At 62.7% G+C, this 16,621-nt stretch carries 16 protein-coding genes; 7 read left to right on the plus strand and 9 right to left on the minus strand.

Features of this window, described 5'->3' with window-relative positions; genetic code table 11:
* The first annotated feature begins 4 nt into the window (after positions 1–4).
* Together QN397_RS06145 and rsmA are read left to right on the plus strand one after the other, a co-directional pair.
* Entirely contained in the window at positions 5–1,420 is a 1,416-nt protein-coding gene (locus QN397_RS06145) for a peptidylprolyl isomerase (RefSeq protein WP_323500394.1), read from the plus strand.
* Position 1,421: 1 nt separating this feature from the next.
* The gene (rsmA, locus tag QN397_RS06150) at positions 1,422–2,219 is read left to right on the plus strand and encodes a 16S rRNA (adenine(1518)-N(6)/adenine(1519)-N(6))-dimethyltransferase RsmA (protein ID WP_323500395.1); all 798 of its coding nucleotides are present in this window, start codon (positions 1,422–1,424) and stop codon (positions 2,217–2,219) included.
* 48 nt (positions 2,220–2,267) lie between these two features.
* On the opposite strand, the gene QN397_RS06155 is transcribed toward rsmA, so the two are convergent.
* The 4 genes from QN397_RS06155 to QN397_RS06170 form a co-directional block, all read right to left on the minus strand.
* A complete protein-coding gene (locus tag QN397_RS06155) occupies positions 2,268–2,483 on the minus strand; it encodes a hypothetical protein (RefSeq protein ID WP_222620437.1) in 216 nt (71 codons plus the stop codon).
* Positions 2,462–2,896, minus strand: coding sequence for a barstar family protein (locus tag QN397_RS06160; protein ID WP_261802611.1), 435 nt, complete (start codon positions 2,894–2,896; stop codon positions 2,462–2,464). The genes QN397_RS06155 and QN397_RS06160 overlap by 22 nt, the downstream gene beginning before the upstream one ends.
* A gap of 64 nt (positions 2,897–2,960) precedes the next feature.
* Positions 2,961–3,374, minus strand: coding sequence for a ribonuclease domain-containing protein (locus QN397_RS06165; RefSeq protein ID WP_323500396.1), 414 nt, complete (start codon positions 3,372–3,374; stop codon positions 2,961–2,963).
* Positions 3,375–3,577: 203 nt separating this feature from the next.
* Positions 3,578–5,926: an NADP-dependent malic enzyme gene (locus QN397_RS06170; protein ID WP_187053715.1), complete on the minus strand. Its 2,349-nt coding sequence runs from the start codon at positions 5,924–5,926 to the stop codon at positions 3,578–3,580.
* A gap of 190 nt (positions 5,927–6,116) precedes the next feature.
* Here QN397_RS06170 and QN397_RS06175 point away from each other — a divergent pair, with 190 nt between their 5' ends.
* The 5 genes from QN397_RS06175 to QN397_RS06195 are packed head-to-tail and all read left to right on the plus strand — an operon-like array spanning position 6,117 to position 12,079.
* Positions 6,117–7,175, plus strand: a complete 1,059-nt coding sequence (locus QN397_RS06175) for an SPFH domain-containing protein (protein ID WP_323500397.1) — start codon at positions 6,117–6,119, stop codon at positions 7,173–7,175.
* 43 nt (positions 7,176–7,218) lie between these two features.
* Positions 7,219–8,703 (plus strand): DUF4178 domain-containing protein, encoded by a 1,485-nt coding sequence (locus QN397_RS06180; protein WP_323500398.1) that lies wholly within the window; start codon positions 7,219–7,221, stop codon positions 8,701–8,703.
* A gap of 27 nt (positions 8,704–8,730) precedes the next feature.
* Positions 8,731–8,949, plus strand: a complete 219-nt coding sequence (locus tag QN397_RS06185; RefSeq protein ID WP_187053712.1) for a DUF350 domain-containing protein — start codon at positions 8,731–8,733, stop codon at positions 8,947–8,949.
* A gap of 11 nt (positions 8,950–8,960) precedes the next feature.
* Positions 8,961–10,496, plus strand: a complete 1,536-nt coding sequence (locus QN397_RS06190; RefSeq protein ID WP_323500399.1) for a polyamine aminopropyltransferase — start codon at positions 8,961–8,963, stop codon at positions 10,494–10,496.
* Positions 10,493–12,079 (plus strand): FAD-dependent oxidoreductase, encoded by a 1,587-nt coding sequence (locus QN397_RS06195; protein ID WP_323500400.1) that lies wholly within the window; start codon positions 10,493–10,495, stop codon positions 12,077–12,079. Before QN397_RS06190 ends, QN397_RS06195 begins: the two co-directional genes overlap by 4 nt.
* A gap of 27 nt (positions 12,080–12,106) precedes the next feature.
* On the opposite strand, the gene QN397_RS06200 is transcribed toward QN397_RS06195, so the two are convergent.
* The 5 genes from QN397_RS06200 to QN397_RS06220 are packed head-to-tail and all read right to left on the minus strand — an operon-like array spanning position 12,107 to position 16,594.
* The gene (locus QN397_RS06200; protein ID WP_323500401.1) at positions 12,107–12,283 is read right to left on the minus strand and encodes a hypothetical protein; all 177 of its coding nucleotides are present in this window, start codon (positions 12,281–12,283) and stop codon (positions 12,107–12,109) included.
* A 10-nt stretch (positions 12,284–12,293) separates the two neighbouring features.
* Entirely contained in the window at positions 12,294–12,947 is a 654-nt protein-coding gene (locus tag QN397_RS06205) for a dihydroxyacetone kinase subunit L (RefSeq protein WP_323500402.1), read from the minus strand.
* Positions 12,948–12,954: 7 nt separating this feature from the next.
* On the minus strand, positions 12,955–13,962 hold the full coding sequence (locus tag QN397_RS06210; protein WP_323500403.1) for a dihydroxyacetone kinase subunit DhaK: 1,008 nt from the start codon (positions 13,960–13,962) through the stop codon (positions 12,955–12,957).
* Between the two features lie 41 nt (positions 13,963–14,003).
* The gene (locus QN397_RS06215) at positions 14,004–15,035 is read right to left on the minus strand and encodes an ABC transporter permease (protein WP_323500404.1); all 1,032 of its coding nucleotides are present in this window, start codon (positions 15,033–15,035) and stop codon (positions 14,004–14,006) included.
* Positions 15,032–16,594, minus strand: coding sequence for a sugar ABC transporter ATP-binding protein (locus QN397_RS06220; protein ID WP_323500405.1), 1,563 nt, complete (start codon positions 16,592–16,594; stop codon positions 15,032–15,034). The genes QN397_RS06215 and QN397_RS06220 overlap by 4 nt, the downstream gene beginning before the upstream one ends.
* Between the last annotated feature and the right edge of the window lie 27 nt (positions 16,595–16,621).

Consider the following 16,621-nt stretch of genomic DNA (forward strand, 5'->3'; position numbering starts at 1 on the left):
TGCCATGAACCACATCCGATCCACCCTTACTCTGGCCTGTTTTGCGACATTGGTCGTTACGTCCAGCGCACAGGCGCAAGGCTTTCGCCCAAGCGGTCGCGGCATCACCGACATCATGCGTACCGGCCCGCGTGTGGCTCCCGCACCGGGTGCGGCAGCACCCGCAGCGAAGGCGTCCGGCCCGGCCGTGCAGCGCTCGGCGGAGTACATCGTGGCGCTGGTCAATTCGGAGCCGATCACCAACACCGAAGTGCAGTCGCGGATGTCTCGCGTGTTGAAAGAAAACGCTGAGGCCGAGCGCGTGCCGCGAGCTGAACTTGCGCGCCTGGTGCTGGAGCGGCTTGTCCTGGAGCGTGCGCAATTGCAGCTCGCGAAAGAGACGCGAGTCAACGTCGACGATGTCGCGATCGAGCAGGCCGAGCAGACCGTGGCGCGCCAGAACCAGCTCAGCCTGAGCGAGTTGCGCGCCCGCGTCCAGGCCGATGGCATCACGCTCGACGAGTTCCGTAGCGACCTGCGCAATCAGCTGACGCTGACGCGCCTGCGCGACCGGGAAGTCGACAACAAGCTGAAGATCACCGACCTGGATGTCGACCAGTACCTGCGCGAGCAAAAGCTGAGCCCAAAAGCGAATGCACCCGATATCAATCTGGCTCAGGTGCTGGTCGCGGTGCCGGACGGTGCCAGCGCGGCGGATGTCGCCAAGGCACAGCAAAAGGCACAGGGCATTGCGCAGCGTGCCAAGGCGGGCGAAGACTTCGCCAAACTGGCACGCGACCTGTCGGATTCTCCGGAACGCGTGAATGGCGGCGCCATCGGCTTGCGCAGCGCCGACAAATACCCGCCGTTGTTCGTCGAGGCGACGCAATCGGTCGCGGTCAACGGCATTGCCGGGCCAGTTCGTTCGGGCGCTGGTTTTCATGTGATCAAGGTGCTTGCCAAGGGCGAGGCCGGATCGGCCGAAGGCGTGGTCACGCAAACGCAAGTGCGCCACATCCTGCTGCGCAGCGACCCCAAGGTCCCAACGGCTGACGCGGTGGCCAAACTGGCCGAGTACAAGCGCCGCATCCAGAGCGGATCGGCTGATTTCGCGACCTTGGCGCGCGACAACTCACAAGATGGCAGCGCGAAGGACGGCGGCGAGCTGGGCTGGTCGCGACCGGGTCAGTTCGTGCCCGAGTTCGAAGAAGCGATGGATCGGTTGGCACCCGGCCAGATCAGCGACCCGCTGGTCTCGCGTTTTGGGGTGCACCTTATCCAGGTCGAGGGGCGTCGCGAATCCAAGCTCAGCCAGGCCGAGCAGCGTGAAACGGCGCGTGCCGAGTTGCGTGAGAAGAAGGCTGACGAAGCATTCGAAACCTGGGCGCAAGAAGTCCGTGCCCGCGCGTACGTCGAGTACCGCGAACCGCCGCAAAGTTGATGTGAAGCACATCCCGCGCAAGCGCTTCGGCCAGCACTTTCTGACCGACGGCGGGATCATCGATGCGATCGTGCACGAGATCGCGCCGCAGCCGGGTGACGCCATGGTCGAGATCGGCCCAGGTCTCGCTGCACTCACGCAGCCGCTGGTCGAGCGTCTCGGTCGTCTTACCGTGATCGAGCTCGATCGCGACCTGGCAGTGAGGTTGCGCGCTCATGGTCAGCTCGACGTCATCGAGTCGGATGTGTTGAAGGTCGATTTCGGTGCTTTGGCCGATCGCTTGGCGGTGCCGCCGGCAACGGGGCTTCGCGTGGTCGGCAACCTGCCGTACAACATCTCGACGCCGATCCTGTTTCACCTGCTCGATTCGGCGCATCGGGTGGTTGACCAGCACTTCATGCTGCAAAAGGAAGTGATCGATCGCATGGTCGCCAAGCCGGCAACGTCCGACTACAGCCGCCTGAGCGTGATGCTGCAGTGGCGCTACGAAATGACCAACGTGCTGTTCGTACCGCCCGAGAGCTTCGATCCGCCGCCACGCGTCGACAGCGCCATCGTGCGCATGGTGCCGCTGGCCATTCCGCCGGCAGTCGATGTCAAGCGGCTCGGAGAGATCGTCCAGGTGGCCTTCAGCCAGCGTCGGAAAATCATGCGCCACACATTGGGCAAATGGCTGGAGACGCATGGCTTCGAAGGCGGGTTCGATGCGCAGCGCCGCGCTGAAGAAGTACCCGTCGCGGAATACGTGGCTTTAGCCCAGGCGGTGCCACCAGACTGTGCGACGAAAGTCACACAATGAGAAAAGCCCGCATTGCGGGCTTTTCTCTTGCTGCCTCTATGGCCGCCTTCAGGCAGCTGAAAGCCAATAGTTGGAGTTGAATGGGCTGCTCATGCGCAGCGCCAGTGGCGACACATCGACGAGTTTGTCGGTCGGCATCTTTTCCGCTGTGGGGTCGACGGTGAGGTCGATGCCCGAGAGCACGTCGGTGCCCTGCGAAGCCTCTTTCGCCCGTTCTGCTTGGCTGGTGTGTGCAGAACGGGCTACAGAAAAGAATAAAAGCACCTGAAGGGTATCTTTCGATCCCCCCAGTAGTCCGAGGCGTCGCGGAAGATATCGAGCAGTTGCTCGCGTGCTTCCTTGTCGAACTTGGCGTTGGCCGGAATCTGCTCGAGCACGATGATGAAACCGGGCTGCGGGCCCGATTTATGCAACGGGTCTGTCATGCAGTCGTACAGCGCGTCGAAATTCTTCCCAAAATGCGCCGGGAAGGTGAACTGCTGTGCAATCAGGTCGAGCACGTCCTGCTTGGTCTGGGCGTTGCCCAGATTCGCATAGAGAAAGTGCTGGCCGGCCGCGTGCGCTGCTTCCTGCAGATCGTTGACGCGGAATGCGCGAATCGACTGCACGATGTTCGGTCGCACGGAACGAAGGGATAAGGTCATCTCCGTTGGTCTTTCCATAGTTGTCGTCAACATGTCTTCTTTCGTCATGACGCTTCGAGGCGTCGCTCCCCTCAACAGTTCATCGTTCATGCGGTCTTCATGGGACGATGCGCCGGAAACTTGCATAGTGGTCTGCCGTGTACCAGCAGGTGTCGGGCGTCCTGCGCTCGCCTGCGCAGACGATTCGTCTGGCGCCGCGATCACGCGACCCCGGGGTTTCGACCGTGTATTCGCGGTAGTTTCCGCGACGGGCTGTGGGTAACTGGCGTTCTCGGTTGCCGAAAACCATGCCGTCTTTGTCGTGAGCAAACGGACCACCGTTCAAAATTGATTCGTAAGTTCGCTGACCCTGCGTCGGCAGTTCGGTCAGTGCAATCGATTCCTTCGCGGATTGACCGGCTGGGCGACCGAACCAATCGCGGGCTTCGACATTAGATGTTCCCGTCGCCAACGCCGCCAGCAACAAGCCGGTGAACGCAAACTTCGAGGCAAAAAACGTGATCGAGGCCATTGACTGGACAGTGACCGCCAGGGGCACCAGAGGGAAAAGAGCGGGAGTCGAATTGGTGGATTAACCTTGGGGTTAACCCGAAAATTCAAGCCCGCCAGTGTGCACCAGCTCGGCACAAATAGCAAGTACCCTGCTCAAAGATTGAGCAGGGTACAAAGACTGCAGTGCGCGGCTAAGTTGGCGCCTGCTTTCGGTGCAGCGCCTTATCTTTCGACGTTGGCGTCGGCGACTGTCAGCGCCGTCATGTTGACGATGCGACGCACAGTCGCGCTCGCCGTCAGAATATGCACAGGTTTGGCCGCACCCAGCAGGACCGGGCCGATGGCGATGTTGCCGCCTGCTGCCGTTTTAAGCAGGTTGTATGAAATGTTGGCGGCGTCGATGTTGGGGAACACCAGCAGATTGGCATTTCCCGCCAACGCGCTGTGGGGCATGACAGCGTCGCGCTGCTTGCCGTCCAGAGCCACGTCGCCATGCATTTCGCCGTCGACTTCAAGCCAGGGCGCCTGCACGCGCAGCAGCGCGAGTGTTTTGCGCATCTTGAGGGCGCTGGGCTCGTTGCTGGTGCCGAAGTTCGAATGCGACAGCAGCGCGGCCTTGGGCTTGAGCCCGAAGCGCAGCATTTCCTCCGCCGCCATGGTCGTAATTTCGGCCAGTTCTTCCGGGCTCGGGTCGTAGTTGACGTGCGTGTCGACGAGGAACACCTGGCGATCCGGCAGCAGCAGGCCGTTCATGCAGGCATAGACCGGCACGTCCTGCGGTGTACTTTCGCATCCGCCAGGTCGCTTGCCGATCACCTGGTCGATGTAATGCAGATGCGTGTGCGTCGTGCCCCAAGTGCCGCAGATCAGGCCATCGACCTCGCCTTTGTGCAGCAGCATCGCGCCGATCAACGTCAGGCGGCGGCGCATCTCGATCTTCGCGGTTTGCACGGTCGTGCCTTCGCGCTCGGTCATGCGGTGGTAGGTCTGCCAGAAATCGCGGTAGCGGTGGTCTTGCTCGACGTTGACGATGTCGTAGTCGAGCTCTTCCTTCAGTCGCAACCCGAACTTCTCGATCCGTTGCGCAATGATCGACGGCCGGCCGATGAGCGTGGGCCGCGCCAAGCCTTCGTCGACCACGATCTGCACGGCGCGCAACACGCGCTCCTCTTCACCCTCTGAAAATGCCACGCGCTTTTTCGACGCGCGCTTGGCGGCGTCGAAGATCGGCTTCATCGTCGTGCCCGACGCGTAGACGAAGCTTTGCAACTTGTCGCGGTAGGCGTCCATGTCCTTGATGGGGCGCGACGCGACGCCGCTGTCGGCCGCAGCTTGCGCCACGGCCGGTGCGATCTTCATCATCAGCCGCGGATCGAAGGGCTTTGGGATCAGGTACTCGGGGCCGAAGCTGAGCTTCTCGCCGACGTACGCTGCGGCCACGCGTTCGCTCTGCTCGGCTTGCGCCAGCTCGGCGATCGCGCGCACTGCGGCAATTTCCATCTCGTCGGTGATCGTCGTAGCGCCGCAGTCGAGCGCGCCACGAAAGATGTACGGGAAGCACAGGACGTTGTTGACCTGGTTCGGGTAGTCGGTGCGGCCGGTCGCCATGATCAGGTCGTCGCGCACCGCATGCGCGTCTTCTGGTGCGATCTCGGGGTTGGGATTGGCCAGCGCGAAGATCACCGGGCGGGGCGCCATCTTGGCGACCATCGCCGGCTTCAGCACGCCGCCTGCAGAGAGGCCCAGAAACACGTCCGCGCCTTCGATCACGTCCGACAGCGAGCGCGCTTCGGTGTTCTGCATGTACTGGCGCTTGTCGTCGTCCATCAGCTCGGTGCGGCCTTCGTAGACGACGCCCGCAAGGTCGGTCACGTAGACGTTCTCGCGCTTCAGGCCGACCTTGAGCAGCAGGTTCAAGCAGGCGAGCGCGGCGGCACCGGCGCCTGACGTGACGAGCTTGACCTGCCCGATGTCTTTGCCCGCGACCTTGAGGCCGTTGAGCATTGCGGCGGCAACCGTGATCGCGGTGCCGTGCTGGTCGTCGTGGAACACCGGGATCTTCATCCGTTTGCGCAGCTCGCGCTCGACGTAGAAGCAGTCGGGTGCCTTGATGTCTTCGAGGTTGATGGCGCCAAAGGTCGGCTCCAGCGACGCGATGATCTCGACCAGCTTGGCAGGGTCTTTCTCGTCGATCTCGATGTCGAACACGTCGACGCCTGCGAACTTCTTGAAGAGTACGCCCTTGCCCTCCATCACCGGCTTGGAAGCCAGAGCGCCGATGTCGCCGAGCCCGAGCACAGCGGTGCCGTTGGTGATCACGCCGACCAGGTTGCCGCGCGAGGTGTATTTGAAGGCGTTGAGCGGGTCTTTGACGATCTCTTCGCAAGGGGCGGCGACGCCTGGCGAATAAGCCAGTGACAGGTCGCGCTGGTTGACCATTTGCTTGGTCGCCGCGATGGCGATCTTGCCGGGCACCGGGAACTCGTGATACTCCAACGCGGCGCGCCGCAGCTCGGCGCGTTTGTCCTCGGCAGAAGGCGCGGACGGGGTGGCGGGGGTCGATTCGAACATGGGCCTGGGCTCCTTGGGCTGCGCTGCAATCGCGCTTCTTCTGGGGGCACTGATTGTAGACCTCGACCCCGCCCGACATAGGCCGCATGGCAGAGCCGAGCACGCCCGAAATCCGTGGGGCCGTGCGGGGCAATGTGGCAATATCCCCAGCTCAAAAACCACCCCGGCATATTCCGGACGAGGAGCGACCATGGCGCTGATGGATTTCATCAAGAAACAGTTCATCGACATCATCCAGTGGACCGAGACCGGCGATGGCACGCTGGCCTGGCGCTTCCCGATGGCGGAGATGGAAATCCAGAACGGCGGCTCGCTTACCGTGCGCGAATCGCAGATCGCGCTGTTCGTGAACGAGGGCAAGGTCGCCGACGTCTTCGGGCCCGGCATGTACAAGCTCACCACGCAGACGCTGCCGGTGCTCACGTACCTGAAGAACTGGGACAAGCTCTTCGAGTCGCCATTCAAAAGCGACGTCTACTTTTTCAGCACGCGCCAGCAGATCGACCAGAAGTGGGGAACGCCGCAGCCCATCACGATCCGCGACAAGGACTTCGGCGCGGTGCGCGTGCGCGCCTTTGGCAACTACAGCTATCGCATTGCCGACCCCAAGCTGTTCTACAACGAGATTTCGGGCACGCGCGACATCTATAGCGTGACCGATCTCGATGGCCAGTTGCGCGGCATCGTGCTGCAGAACATCAGCAACGCTATCGCCTCCAGCGGCGTGCCGTTTCTCGACCTGGCGGCTAACCAGATCAGCTTCGCGCAAGCGTTGGCCGCGCAACTCGTGCCCGAGTTCGAGAAGATCGGCATCAAGCTCGAGAACATCACGGTGCAGAACGTGTCGCTGCCCGAGGAGCTGCAGAAGATCCTCGACCAGAAGATCGGCATGGGCATGGTCGGCAACGACATGGGCAAGTTCATGCAATACCAGACCGCGCAGGCGATTCCGAAGTTTGCCGAGGGCTCGGCCAGCGGCGGTGGCATCGCGGGCGACGCGATGGGCTTGGGGGCCGGTGTGGCGCTCGGTCAGGTGATGGCGCAGAACCTGGCGCAGGGCCTGAATCCGAACAACAACGCCGCAGCCGCCGCGAGCGCTGCCGCAGCGGCGCAACCGTCGGTCGCGGTCGTCAGCCCCGCCGATGTCATGACTACGCTCGAAAAGCTCGGCGAGCTCAAGACCAAGGGCATCCTCACGCAGGAAGAGTTCGACGCCAAGAAGGCCGACCTGCTCAAGAAGCTTGTCTAGACCCGCGACATGGTCCTGACAGCGCCCCCGTGGCGCGTGTGCCGTGGCTGACGCCACCGGCAGCCAGCGCTACTACCGCGCGCCGTGTCCCGGCTGCGGCGCGCCGGTCGAATTCCGGTCGGCGCAGTCGACGTTCGCCATTTGCCCTTATTGCCAGAGCACTGTCGTGCGACAGGGCGACACGCTGGCGCGCATCGGCAAGATGGCCGAGCTGTTCGACGACTTCAGCCCGCTGCAGCTCTTTGCCGCCGGTCGCATCCAGGACAAGCCCTTCACGCTGGTCGGTCGTCTGCAGTACGCCTACGAAGGCGGCCGCTGGACCGAGTGGATCGCGCAACTCGACGGCGACCGCACGGGCACGCTCAGCGAAGACAACGGCGCCTACGTCTTCACGCTGCCGTACGAGCTGAAGCAGCCGGCGCCGTCGGCCGGAGCATTGGTCGTCGGCGCGACCACCGCGTTCAACGGCCAGAACTACACCGTCGCGTCGAACCAGCAAGTGACGCTGGTGTCGGCGCAAGGCGAGCTGCCGAAGCTGCCCGATCTCGGCAAACCGTTCGCGATGGTCGAACTGCGCAACGACCAGGGCCTGGTGCTGAGCCTGGACTACGGCAGCGTGCCGCCCGCGGCCAGCCTGGGTCGGTCTGTGTTGCTCGACGACCTGAAGCTCACCGGCTTGCGGGACGAGTCGGGCAAGGAAGAAAAAGGCCGCGGCTTCAACTGCCCGAACTGCGGCGCGCCGGTCACCGTCAACTTCGCCGACAGCAAGACCATCACTTGCCGCGCGTGCAACAGCATCATCGACCTGACGCAGGGGATCGGCGGTGAACTGATGCACGCCGAGCAAGCCGAGCCGGTGCGCCCGCTCATCGCGCTCGGTGCACTCGGGCAGCTGCAAGGCGCGTCGTGGCAGGTGGTTGGGTTTCAGCATCGAATGGGGCAGGAGCCCGGCGACGACGAGATGTTCGGCTGGGACGAATACCTGCTCTACAACAAGAAGCGCGGCTTCAGCTTTCTGGTCGACGCGACCGACGGCTGGAGCATGGTGCAGCCGACCACCGGCGCGCCCACCATGGCCGAAAGCGGTTCCGCTGCCACGTACATGGGCAAGCGCTTTCAGCAGCAGTACGCCTACAACGCCGAGACGACCTATGTGGCGGGCGAGTTCTACTGGAAAGTCGAGCGTGGACAAAAGACTTTCAACCGCGACTTCGCGGCCGGCGCCACGCTGCTGTCGATGGAACGCTCGGCCAACGAGCTGACATGGTCGTCCGGTGGCAAGCTCGACAGCGCGACGGTGGCCAGCGCGTTCAAGCTCGACGCGAAGAAGGACATGTTCAAGCGCGGCGACGTGCTGCCGGTGAGTGCTGCGTTGGGATCTGGCCTGGGCTGCGGCACCATCATCCTGATCGGTGTGGTGATCATTGTTCTGTTGATCATCCTGAGCACTTGCAGCAGCTCGTCGGGCGGCTCACGCAGCTCGGGCGGCTCATACGGCGGTTTTTCGAGTGGTGGTGGCCACAAATGACACCCATTTTTTCCGGAGGTCCTCATCATGGGATTTGAATATTTGAAGCCGGGCGTGATCCTGTCGTCGCTGGTCTTCGCGCTGATCGGCGTGCTGATCTTCTGGCTGTGCTTTTTGATCATCGACAAGCTCACGCCCTACGACCTCTGGCACGAGATCGTCGAGAAGCACAACGTGGCCTTGGGGCTGGTGGTTGCCGCCATGAGCCTGGGCATCTGCATCATCGTTGCCGCTGCGATTCATTGACGGACAGTGCGTTGAACGGGCCTCGCTCGACTGGCCCGCAGCCCGTCGAAATCGCGCTGCTCGCCAGCGTCTTCGTCGTCGCGGCCTGCGGGCTGGTGTACGAGCTGAGCGCCGCAGCGCTGAGTTCCTACCTGCTGGGCGACTCTGTGCTGCAGTTCAGCACCATCATCGGCACCTATCTGTTTGCCATGGGCGTGGGCTCGTGGCTCTCGCGCTACTTCGATCGGCAATTGCCCGCGCACTTCCTGCGCATCGAACTGCTGGTGGCGGTCGTCGGCGGCTCGTTGCCGGCCATCCTCTTTCTCGCCAACGCGTACCTGCCGGGTTCGTTTCGACTGCTGCTCTACGGGCTCGTGATGATTGTCGGTACGCTGGTCGGGCTGGAGATTCCGCTGGTCATGCGCATCCTTCGGCGCAACGTGCTGCTGAAAGATCTGGTGTCGCAGGTGCTGACCTTCGACTACCTCGGCGCATTGGCTGTGTCGATCGCTTTTCCGCTGGTGCTGGTGCCGCAGCTCGGCATGATCCGCACCGGCCTGCTGTTCGGCTTCATGAATGCGGCGGTGGCCGTGTGGGCGCTCTGGCTGTTCCGGCATGAGCTGCGCGGCATCGGCGCGCATGCAACGGCTTGTGCATTGGCGCTGATCGCGATCGGCACCGCCTTCGTGTTTGCTAACCACATCACGACGCTCGCCGAAGACAAGTTCTATCAAGACCGCATCGTGTTCAGCGACACGTCACCGTACCAGCGCATCGTCGTCACGCGCGGCCTGCTGGGGCATCGCCTGTTCCTGAACGGCAATCTGCAATTCGCCGAGCGCGACGAGTACCGTTATCACGAGGCGTTGGTGCATCCGGTGATGGCGGCGCAAGGCGCACCCAAGCGAGTCGCAGTCTTGGGCGGCGGCGACGGCATGGCCGTGCGCGAAATACTCAAATACCCGTCGGTCGAAGAGGTCACGCTGGTCGAGCTCGACCCGAACATGACGAAGCTCTTTACCAACCATGAGACGCTGGCTGCGCTTAACGGTGGTTCTCTGAAATCGCCCAAGGTGAAGATCGTCAACACCGATGCCTTCCAATGGCTGCAGCAACCCGGCGACATGTTCGATGTCATCGTCGTCGACTTCCCGGATCCGACCAACTTCGCGATCGGCAAACTCTACACGAACAGCTTCTACGCTCTGCTCGAAAAGCGGCTTTCTGCAAGCGGCTATGCAGTGATCCAGACCACGTCCCCGCTGGTTGCGCGCAAGAGTTTCTGGACCGTCGCGACGACCATCGAATCGGTTGGGCTCACGGCCACCCCGTATCACGTGCATGTGCCAAGCTTTGGCGAATGGGGCTTCATCATCGCGAGCCGCCGGCCATGGCGCGCATCTGACGCGCTGCCTGGCGGCCTGCGCTTTTTGTCGGCGGCGACGCTGCCGCTGATGTTCGACTTTCCACTCGACATGGCACGCGTGCCGACTGAGGTCAACCGGCTGTCGAACCAGATCCTGGTGACCACTTACGAGAGCGAGTGGGGCAAGGTGGTCGCGCATTGAAGCGGCGAGATTTCATCGCGGCGACCGCAGGCGCCCTGGCGCTCGCCGGCTGCGACGCCCCACAGTCGATCGAGGGCGGCTTCACCGGCATCGAAGTGGCACGAGGCCATGCGCTGCGGGACGGTGCGCTGAAGGCATCGACGCCGACAACAGTGCGCCGCACACGTGTCGTTATCGCTGGCGGCGGCGTGGCGGGCCTGGCCGCCGCGCGCGCACTGCGACTCTCCGGCATCGATGACTTCGTGCTGCTCGAACTCGAAGACAGCGCTGGCGGCAACAGCCGCGGCGGCATGGTGGAAGGCATCGCCTGCCCACTCGGTGCCCACTACCTGCCGGTGCCCGGCGATGACGCGAGCGAAGTGCAAGACCTGCTCGAAGAACTCGGTTTGCGCAAGCGCGTGAGTGGCCGTTGGGAGTACGACGAGCGCAACTTGTGCCACAGCCCGCAGGAGCGGCTGTTCTTTCAAGGCGAGTGGCAAGAAGGCCTGCTGCCGGTGCATGGCGTGACCGAGTCGACGCTCGCGCAGTACAGGCTCTTTGCTTCCCGCATCGAAGCGTCGCAGCGCAAGACGCGGTTCGCCATCCCCATGGCAAAGATGGCAGCGACGCCCGAGATGCTGGCGCTCGATGCGGTCAGCTTCGCGGCATGGCTCGACCAGGAAGGCCTCGGTGACACGCATCTGCGCTGGTACCTCGACTATTGCTGCCGCGACGACTACGGCGCTGGCCTCGCACACGTCTCGGCCTGGGCTGGCATCCATTACTTCGCGAGTCGACATGGCTTCCATGCGCCGGGCGACGACAGCGGAGAACGCGACGCTGTGTTGACATGGCCCGAAGGCAATGCCTGGCTCGCGCGTCGTTTGGTCGCGCCACTCGGCGACCGGATCAAAGTGGCACATGCTGTCACGCGCATTGCCGAATCGCGATCCGGCGTCGAGGTCGATGCATTCGATGCCGCGACGAAAACGATGGTGCGCTGGGAGGCCGAACGTTGCATCGTCGCGTTGCCGGTTTTCATCGCGGCACGTGTGGTCGAGAACCCGCCTGCCGTTCTTCGCAACGCAGCGGCGAACGTGCGCTATGCGCCGTGGCTCGTCGCCAACATGCACCTGCGCGCGCCGTTGGCGGACAACGGCCACGGGGCCGCGCCAAGCTGGGATAACCTCGTCTACGGCACGCCCGGCCTGGGCTACGTCGACGCGCGCCATCAAACGCTGGACCCGACGCCCGCACCGACCGTGCTGAGCTGGTACCGCCCGTTAGGTCCGAGCGCGAGTGATACGGGCGATGGTCGAAAGCTGTTGCTTGACCGGCCATGGAGCGGCTGGCGTAACGACCTGCTCGCCGAGTTGTCGGTGCCGCATCCGGACTTGCCTTCGCTCACGACGCGCATCGACATCACGCGCTACGGGCATGCCATGGCAATGCCGACGCCGGGGCTGCTGACCCAGTTGGGTGCCGCGCAAAGAAGAGAACGCATCGTGAGCGGCCGACTGGCCTTCGCGCACGCCGACTGGTCGGGCTATTCGATCTTCGAAGAGGCTTTCACGCGCGGCCACTTCGCGGGACTCGAGTCTTGAAGACAGCGGCTCTTCAGGGCGGCGGCATCACATGACCGGTACGCCGAATTTCTCTGAGTGGTTGCGGATCAACTCCGTGTCCTTCACCATCGTCCGCAGGTGAAACGACACCGCGAAGTCGCCGTCGATCATCGGCGAGCGGAAGTCCGATTCGCCCCGCAGCGTGATCAGTTCGTGGCCGTCGCGACCGGACTTCTTGACCATGGCCAGCGACTTATTTCGTGCTTTCGTCTTGCGTGGCGAAAGCACGCAGCGTGTCGATGAGCAGGAACGCTACCGTCGCGCCCGCATCCTGCAGGCCCAGCGACTGCTCCTGGAAGCAGGCGGCTTTGCCATGCTGAGCCACCATGGTGCGGGTCGCTTCTAGTGCTTGCGCCGCGACCTCGGTTGCCAGCGTCAGCGCATCCGGCAGCGGCGATTGCGTCTTTGCTGACGATTCGAGCGAGGCTGCAATCGGACCGAGCACATCGACCACCGTCTTGTCGCCCGGCTGCGCCTTGCCGCGCTGCGCCACGGCATCGTGATAGGCCCGCCAGAACACACTCCATTCGGCAGTGGAAAGCGTGAGGCACTCGCCCAGAGCTTTGCCGCCACTCATGAAACCGGTCGCAGTCAACGTGCCCATGGTCGATGGCGCTGCCTTGGCGATCGCCATACCGGCAAGCTGCAGTGTCTTGCCGATCGAGTCGCCCGTGATGGCCTGGACCGAGACGAAGGCAGCGGCGAAGGCTTTGTTCATCGTGATGCCCAAGTCGCTGTCGCCGACCTTTCCATCGAGCTCGATGAGGAATGCGCGTTGCTTAGCAAAAACGTCACGCAGGCGTTCGAACAGTCCGGCCAGATCAGTCTTTCCGATGCTCTGCATCATGCAAGCCTCACAACGGGTTCTGCATGAAGAACGGAGACTGCGCTGGCGCCGCAATCAGTCGCTTGAGTTCATCGTCCAGATGGAGCAGAGAGATCGATGCACCCGCCATTTCCATCGCGGTGGCGAACTCGCCTACGTAGGCGTGAAAGATTGAAACTCCACGCTCTTTCAGAATCCCCGACACTCGCCGAAAGAGGATGTACAACTCCTCCTTGGGCGTCGCGCCGAGACCGTTCACCAGCACGACGACTTCGTCGCCTTTGCCCAGAGGACGTTCAGCCAGGATGGGTCGCATCATCTCGTCGACCACCGCGTCGGCCGACAACAACGGGCCGCGCCGAATGCCTGGCTCGCCGTGAATTCCCATGCCGATTTCCATCTCCTCTTCACCAATGGAAAACGTCGCGTGGCCGACCTCTGGCACGATGCAGCTGCTCAGTGCCACGCCCATGGTGCGCGTATTGGCCTTGGCCTTTTCGGCAACGCGCTTGACTTCGTCCAAGGCCATGCCTTCACTCGCTGCGGCGCCAGCTGCCTTGAAGACGAAGAACGTGCCTGCAACGCCACGCCGCTTGTGTTCCTGCCCTGGCGGCGAAGAAGCGACGTCGTCGTTGCCGACCACCGACAACACCCGGATATTTTCCATTTCGGCCATTTCGGTGGCCATGTCGAAGTTCAGGATATCGCCGGTGTAGTTGCCGTAGATATAGAGCACACCGGCACCTTGATCGATGGCCTTGGTAACTTCGTACATCTGGTCGGCGCTCGGCGATTGGAAGACGCCGCCGACAGCGGCGCCGTCCAGCAGACCCGCGCCCACGAAGCCCAGGAACAACGGCAAGTGCCCTGAGCCACCGCCGGTCGCAAGGCCGACCTTGCCCTTGATACGCGGCTGCGTTGACACCAGGCATCGGCGGTCCTGCGCTACGAAGCCGACCTGCTTTGGGTGCGCGGTGTAGATGCCGTCGAGCATTTCGTCGACGAAGTCTTCAGCTTGATTTAAAAACTTCTTCATATTCTTCTCCTTATGTTTTTCGTTCTTGCGCTTGGCACGGGTCAACGCCGGCGGCGCACCACAAAGAACGCACCTGCAACCAGAATGAAGGCGCCGACCACCAGGCGCTGCCAGGTACTCGGCACGCCCGCCATGATCAACACGTTGTTGATGACCACGACCAGCACCACGCCCAGCACAGTGCCGGTGACGGTCCCGGTACCGCCAGTGATGCGCGCACCGCCCAGTACGACCGCGGCGATGACGTCGATCTCCATCCCGACCAGGTCGAACGGGTTGGCCATTCGGCTGCTGCAGACATGGATCATTCCCGCCACCCCGGCCAGAGCGCCGGTGTAGGCAAAGATGAAGAAGTGCACCGCGCGCAAGTTGTAGCCCAGGCGCTCTGCCACGTCGCGACTGCCGCCAGTGGCAAAGATGGCGCGCCCCATGAGGGTCCGATTGAGGATCCACCAAGTGAGGCCGGCGGCTGCAGGCAACGCCAGGAAGAACGCCGGCAACATGGCTTTCGTGCCGCGTACGGAGACGAACTCGATCAAGGCGAGTTTGCCGAAATGGTCCATTTGATCGGGTAACGAAGCGACCCATGCCGTACCGATGAAGGTCAGAAGAAATCCTCTGAACAAGTACTGAGTGCCGATGGTGACGATGAGCGATGGCGCTTTGAGTTCGTGGACCAGGAAGCCGTTGATCAGGCCGAGCACGCCGCCGCCCAGCGCTGCGGCGGCGAACACCAGCATCAGTGGCGCGCTAGGGAAGTGCGTCACCACCAGTTGCGTGACCGAATACATCGAGAGTGCGGCGATTGCCGTGAAGGACACATCGATGCCACCCGCCGCCAAAATAACGAACACGCCCAGCGCAAACAGCCCGGTGACCACGCTCGAGCGCGCGAGGTCGAAAAGAGTCGCGGCCTGGAAGAAGTCCGGATTGGCAATCCCGACGAATGCACACAGACACACCAGCAGGAACAAGGTGAAAAGCTCGGGACGCCGGTCGAGGCGCAACCGCAACCGGGTCGGCCACGGCAAGCGTGCCGACGAGGTGAGGATCACGACGCTGGGCGGTGTCATGAAACGGTCTCTCGTTGTGCGGCCACCATGGTGTCGTACAGGCTTTCCTCGTCGGCATCGGCGGCCGCAAATTCCCGCGCGACCTGGCCGTGACGCATCACCAGAATGCGGTCGCAGTTTTGCAGCAGTTCCGGGAGATCGTCGCTGATGACGATGAGCGCCATTCCTTTTTCGGCCAGCGCCTGGATGGCTTTGTAGATCGTGTCTTTGGAGCCGACGTCGACACCGACAGTCGGGCCGTGGAGCAGCAGCAGTTTGGGCTGGATCGTGAGCCATCGCCCGATCAGAACGCGTTGCTGGTTGCCGCCTGAAAGCGATTGCACCGGGAGATCGACACTCGGCGTCATGACGCGCAGCTCGGCGACCAGCCCTTCGGCAATCGATCGCGCCTTGGGTCTGTTGAGCAGCCCCAGGCGGTTTTTCAATCGGTCCAGGATCAGTGCGCTCATGTTGATCAGGATGGGCTTGTCCAGGAACAGTCCTTCAGCCAGTCGATCCTCCGGCACGTAACCGATCCCGTGTTCGATCGCGTCCGACGGTCGAGTCAATGCGATAGGCGTCCCGTCCATGCTGATGACGCCGGAAGTTGCACCGAGTACGCCGGCGATGGCCAATGCCAGTTCGTTTCGCCCGGAGTCCATCAACCCTGTAATCCCAAGCACTTCGCCGCGCTCGACCTGAAAACTCACGCCCCGAAAAGAGTCTTCATAACCCAGGTTATCGACACGCAACAAAAGCTGCCCATCCGGACTGCCGCGCCGGTATCGGCTTCCATCGATGACCTTGCCGGTCATCAGGTGGCCGAGCTCGGACTTCGAGTAGCTATGGACGGGCCCTTGGGCCACGCATTGCCCATCACGAAAAACGATTGCGTTGCCGCCAATTCGATAGCACTCGTCGAGCTTGTGGGTCACAAATAGAACCGCCACCCGTTCTCGCCGAAGTTCGTCCACCACGCGGATCAGGTTGTCCACTTCCTTTCGGGTAAGCGAGGTGGTGGGCTCGTCCATGATGACCAGCTTGGCCCGCGTGGCAATGGCGCGCGCGATGGCCAGGAGTTGCCGAACGGCCAGTGGCAAGTCGGCGACGATCGTGTCCAGAAACACCTCGTCCGTCGCCAGGTCGACCGAGGCGAGGGCGCGGCGCGCTGTCGATCGCATCGCATTGCGATCCAGACGCCGTGCCAGTCGGCCGCCGTAGCGCACCAATTGCTCCGACAAGGCCACATTTTCGGCGACCGTCATATTGGGTATCAGCGACAAGTCCTGATAAACCGTTTCGATGCCCGCCGTCAGCGACTCGATCGGCGTCAGTGAACTGAACGCCGTGCCGTCGAGCCAGATGACGCCTTCATCGGGCGGCTGCGCGCCCGAGATGATCTTGATCAGCGTGCTCTTACCGCAGCCGTTTTCACCGAGCAGGTGATAAATCCCACCCCGTTCAATGCGAAGGTCGATGCCACGCAGTGCATGCACGCCCCCAAACCGTTTGTGGATGCCTTGTACTTTAAGAAATGCGGGCGCAGTCGCAACCTCGTCTGAGCTTTGCCGTGGTTCCATCGTCTGGCCCGCTTTGCTTCTACCGGA

The sequence above is a fragment of the Variovorax sp. RTB1 genome, assembly GCF_035018765.1.
Classification (GTDB): domain Bacteria; phylum Pseudomonadota; class Gammaproteobacteria; order Burkholderiales; family Burkholderiaceae_C; genus Variovorax.

Coding starts and splice junctions, on each gene's coding strand:
- QN397_RS06145 (WP_323500394.1), top strand. CDS start 5: ATGAACCACATCCGATCCACCCTTACTCTGGCCTGTTTTGCGACATTG.
- QN397_RS06160 (WP_261802611.1), bottom strand. CDS start 2,896: ATGTTGACGACAACTATGGAAAGACCAACGGAGATGACCTTATCCCTT.
- QN397_RS06165 (WP_323500396.1), bottom strand. CDS start 3,374: ATGGCCTCGATCACGTTTTTTGCCTCGAAGTTTGCGTTCACCGGCTTG.
- QN397_RS06170 (WP_187053715.1), bottom strand. CDS start 5,926: ATGTTCGAATCGACCCCCGCCACCCCGTCCGCGCCTTCTGCCGAGGAC.
- QN397_RS06175 (WP_323500397.1), top strand. CDS start 6,117: ATGGCGCTGATGGATTTCATCAAGAAACAGTTCATCGACATCATCCAG.
- QN397_RS06185 (WP_187053712.1), top strand. CDS start 8,731: ATGGGATTTGAATATTTGAAGCCGGGCGTGATCCTGTCGTCGCTGGTC.
- QN397_RS06200 (WP_323500401.1), bottom strand. CDS start 12,283: ATGGTCAAGAAGTCCGGTCGCGACGGCCACGAACTGATCACGCTGCGG.
- QN397_RS06205 (WP_323500402.1), bottom strand. CDS start 12,947: ATGATGCAGAGCATCGGAAAGACTGATCTGGCCGGACTGTTCGAACGC.
- QN397_RS06210 (WP_323500403.1), bottom strand. CDS start 13,962: ATGAAGAAGTTTTTAAATCAAGCTGAAGACTTCGTCGACGAAATGCTC.
- QN397_RS06215 (WP_323500404.1), bottom strand. CDS start 15,035: ATGACACCGCCCAGCGTCGTGATCCTCACCTCGTCGGCACGCTTGCCG.
- QN397_RS06220 (WP_323500405.1), bottom strand. CDS start 16,594: ATGGAACCACGGCAAAGCTCAGACGAGGTTGCGACTGCGCCCGCATTT.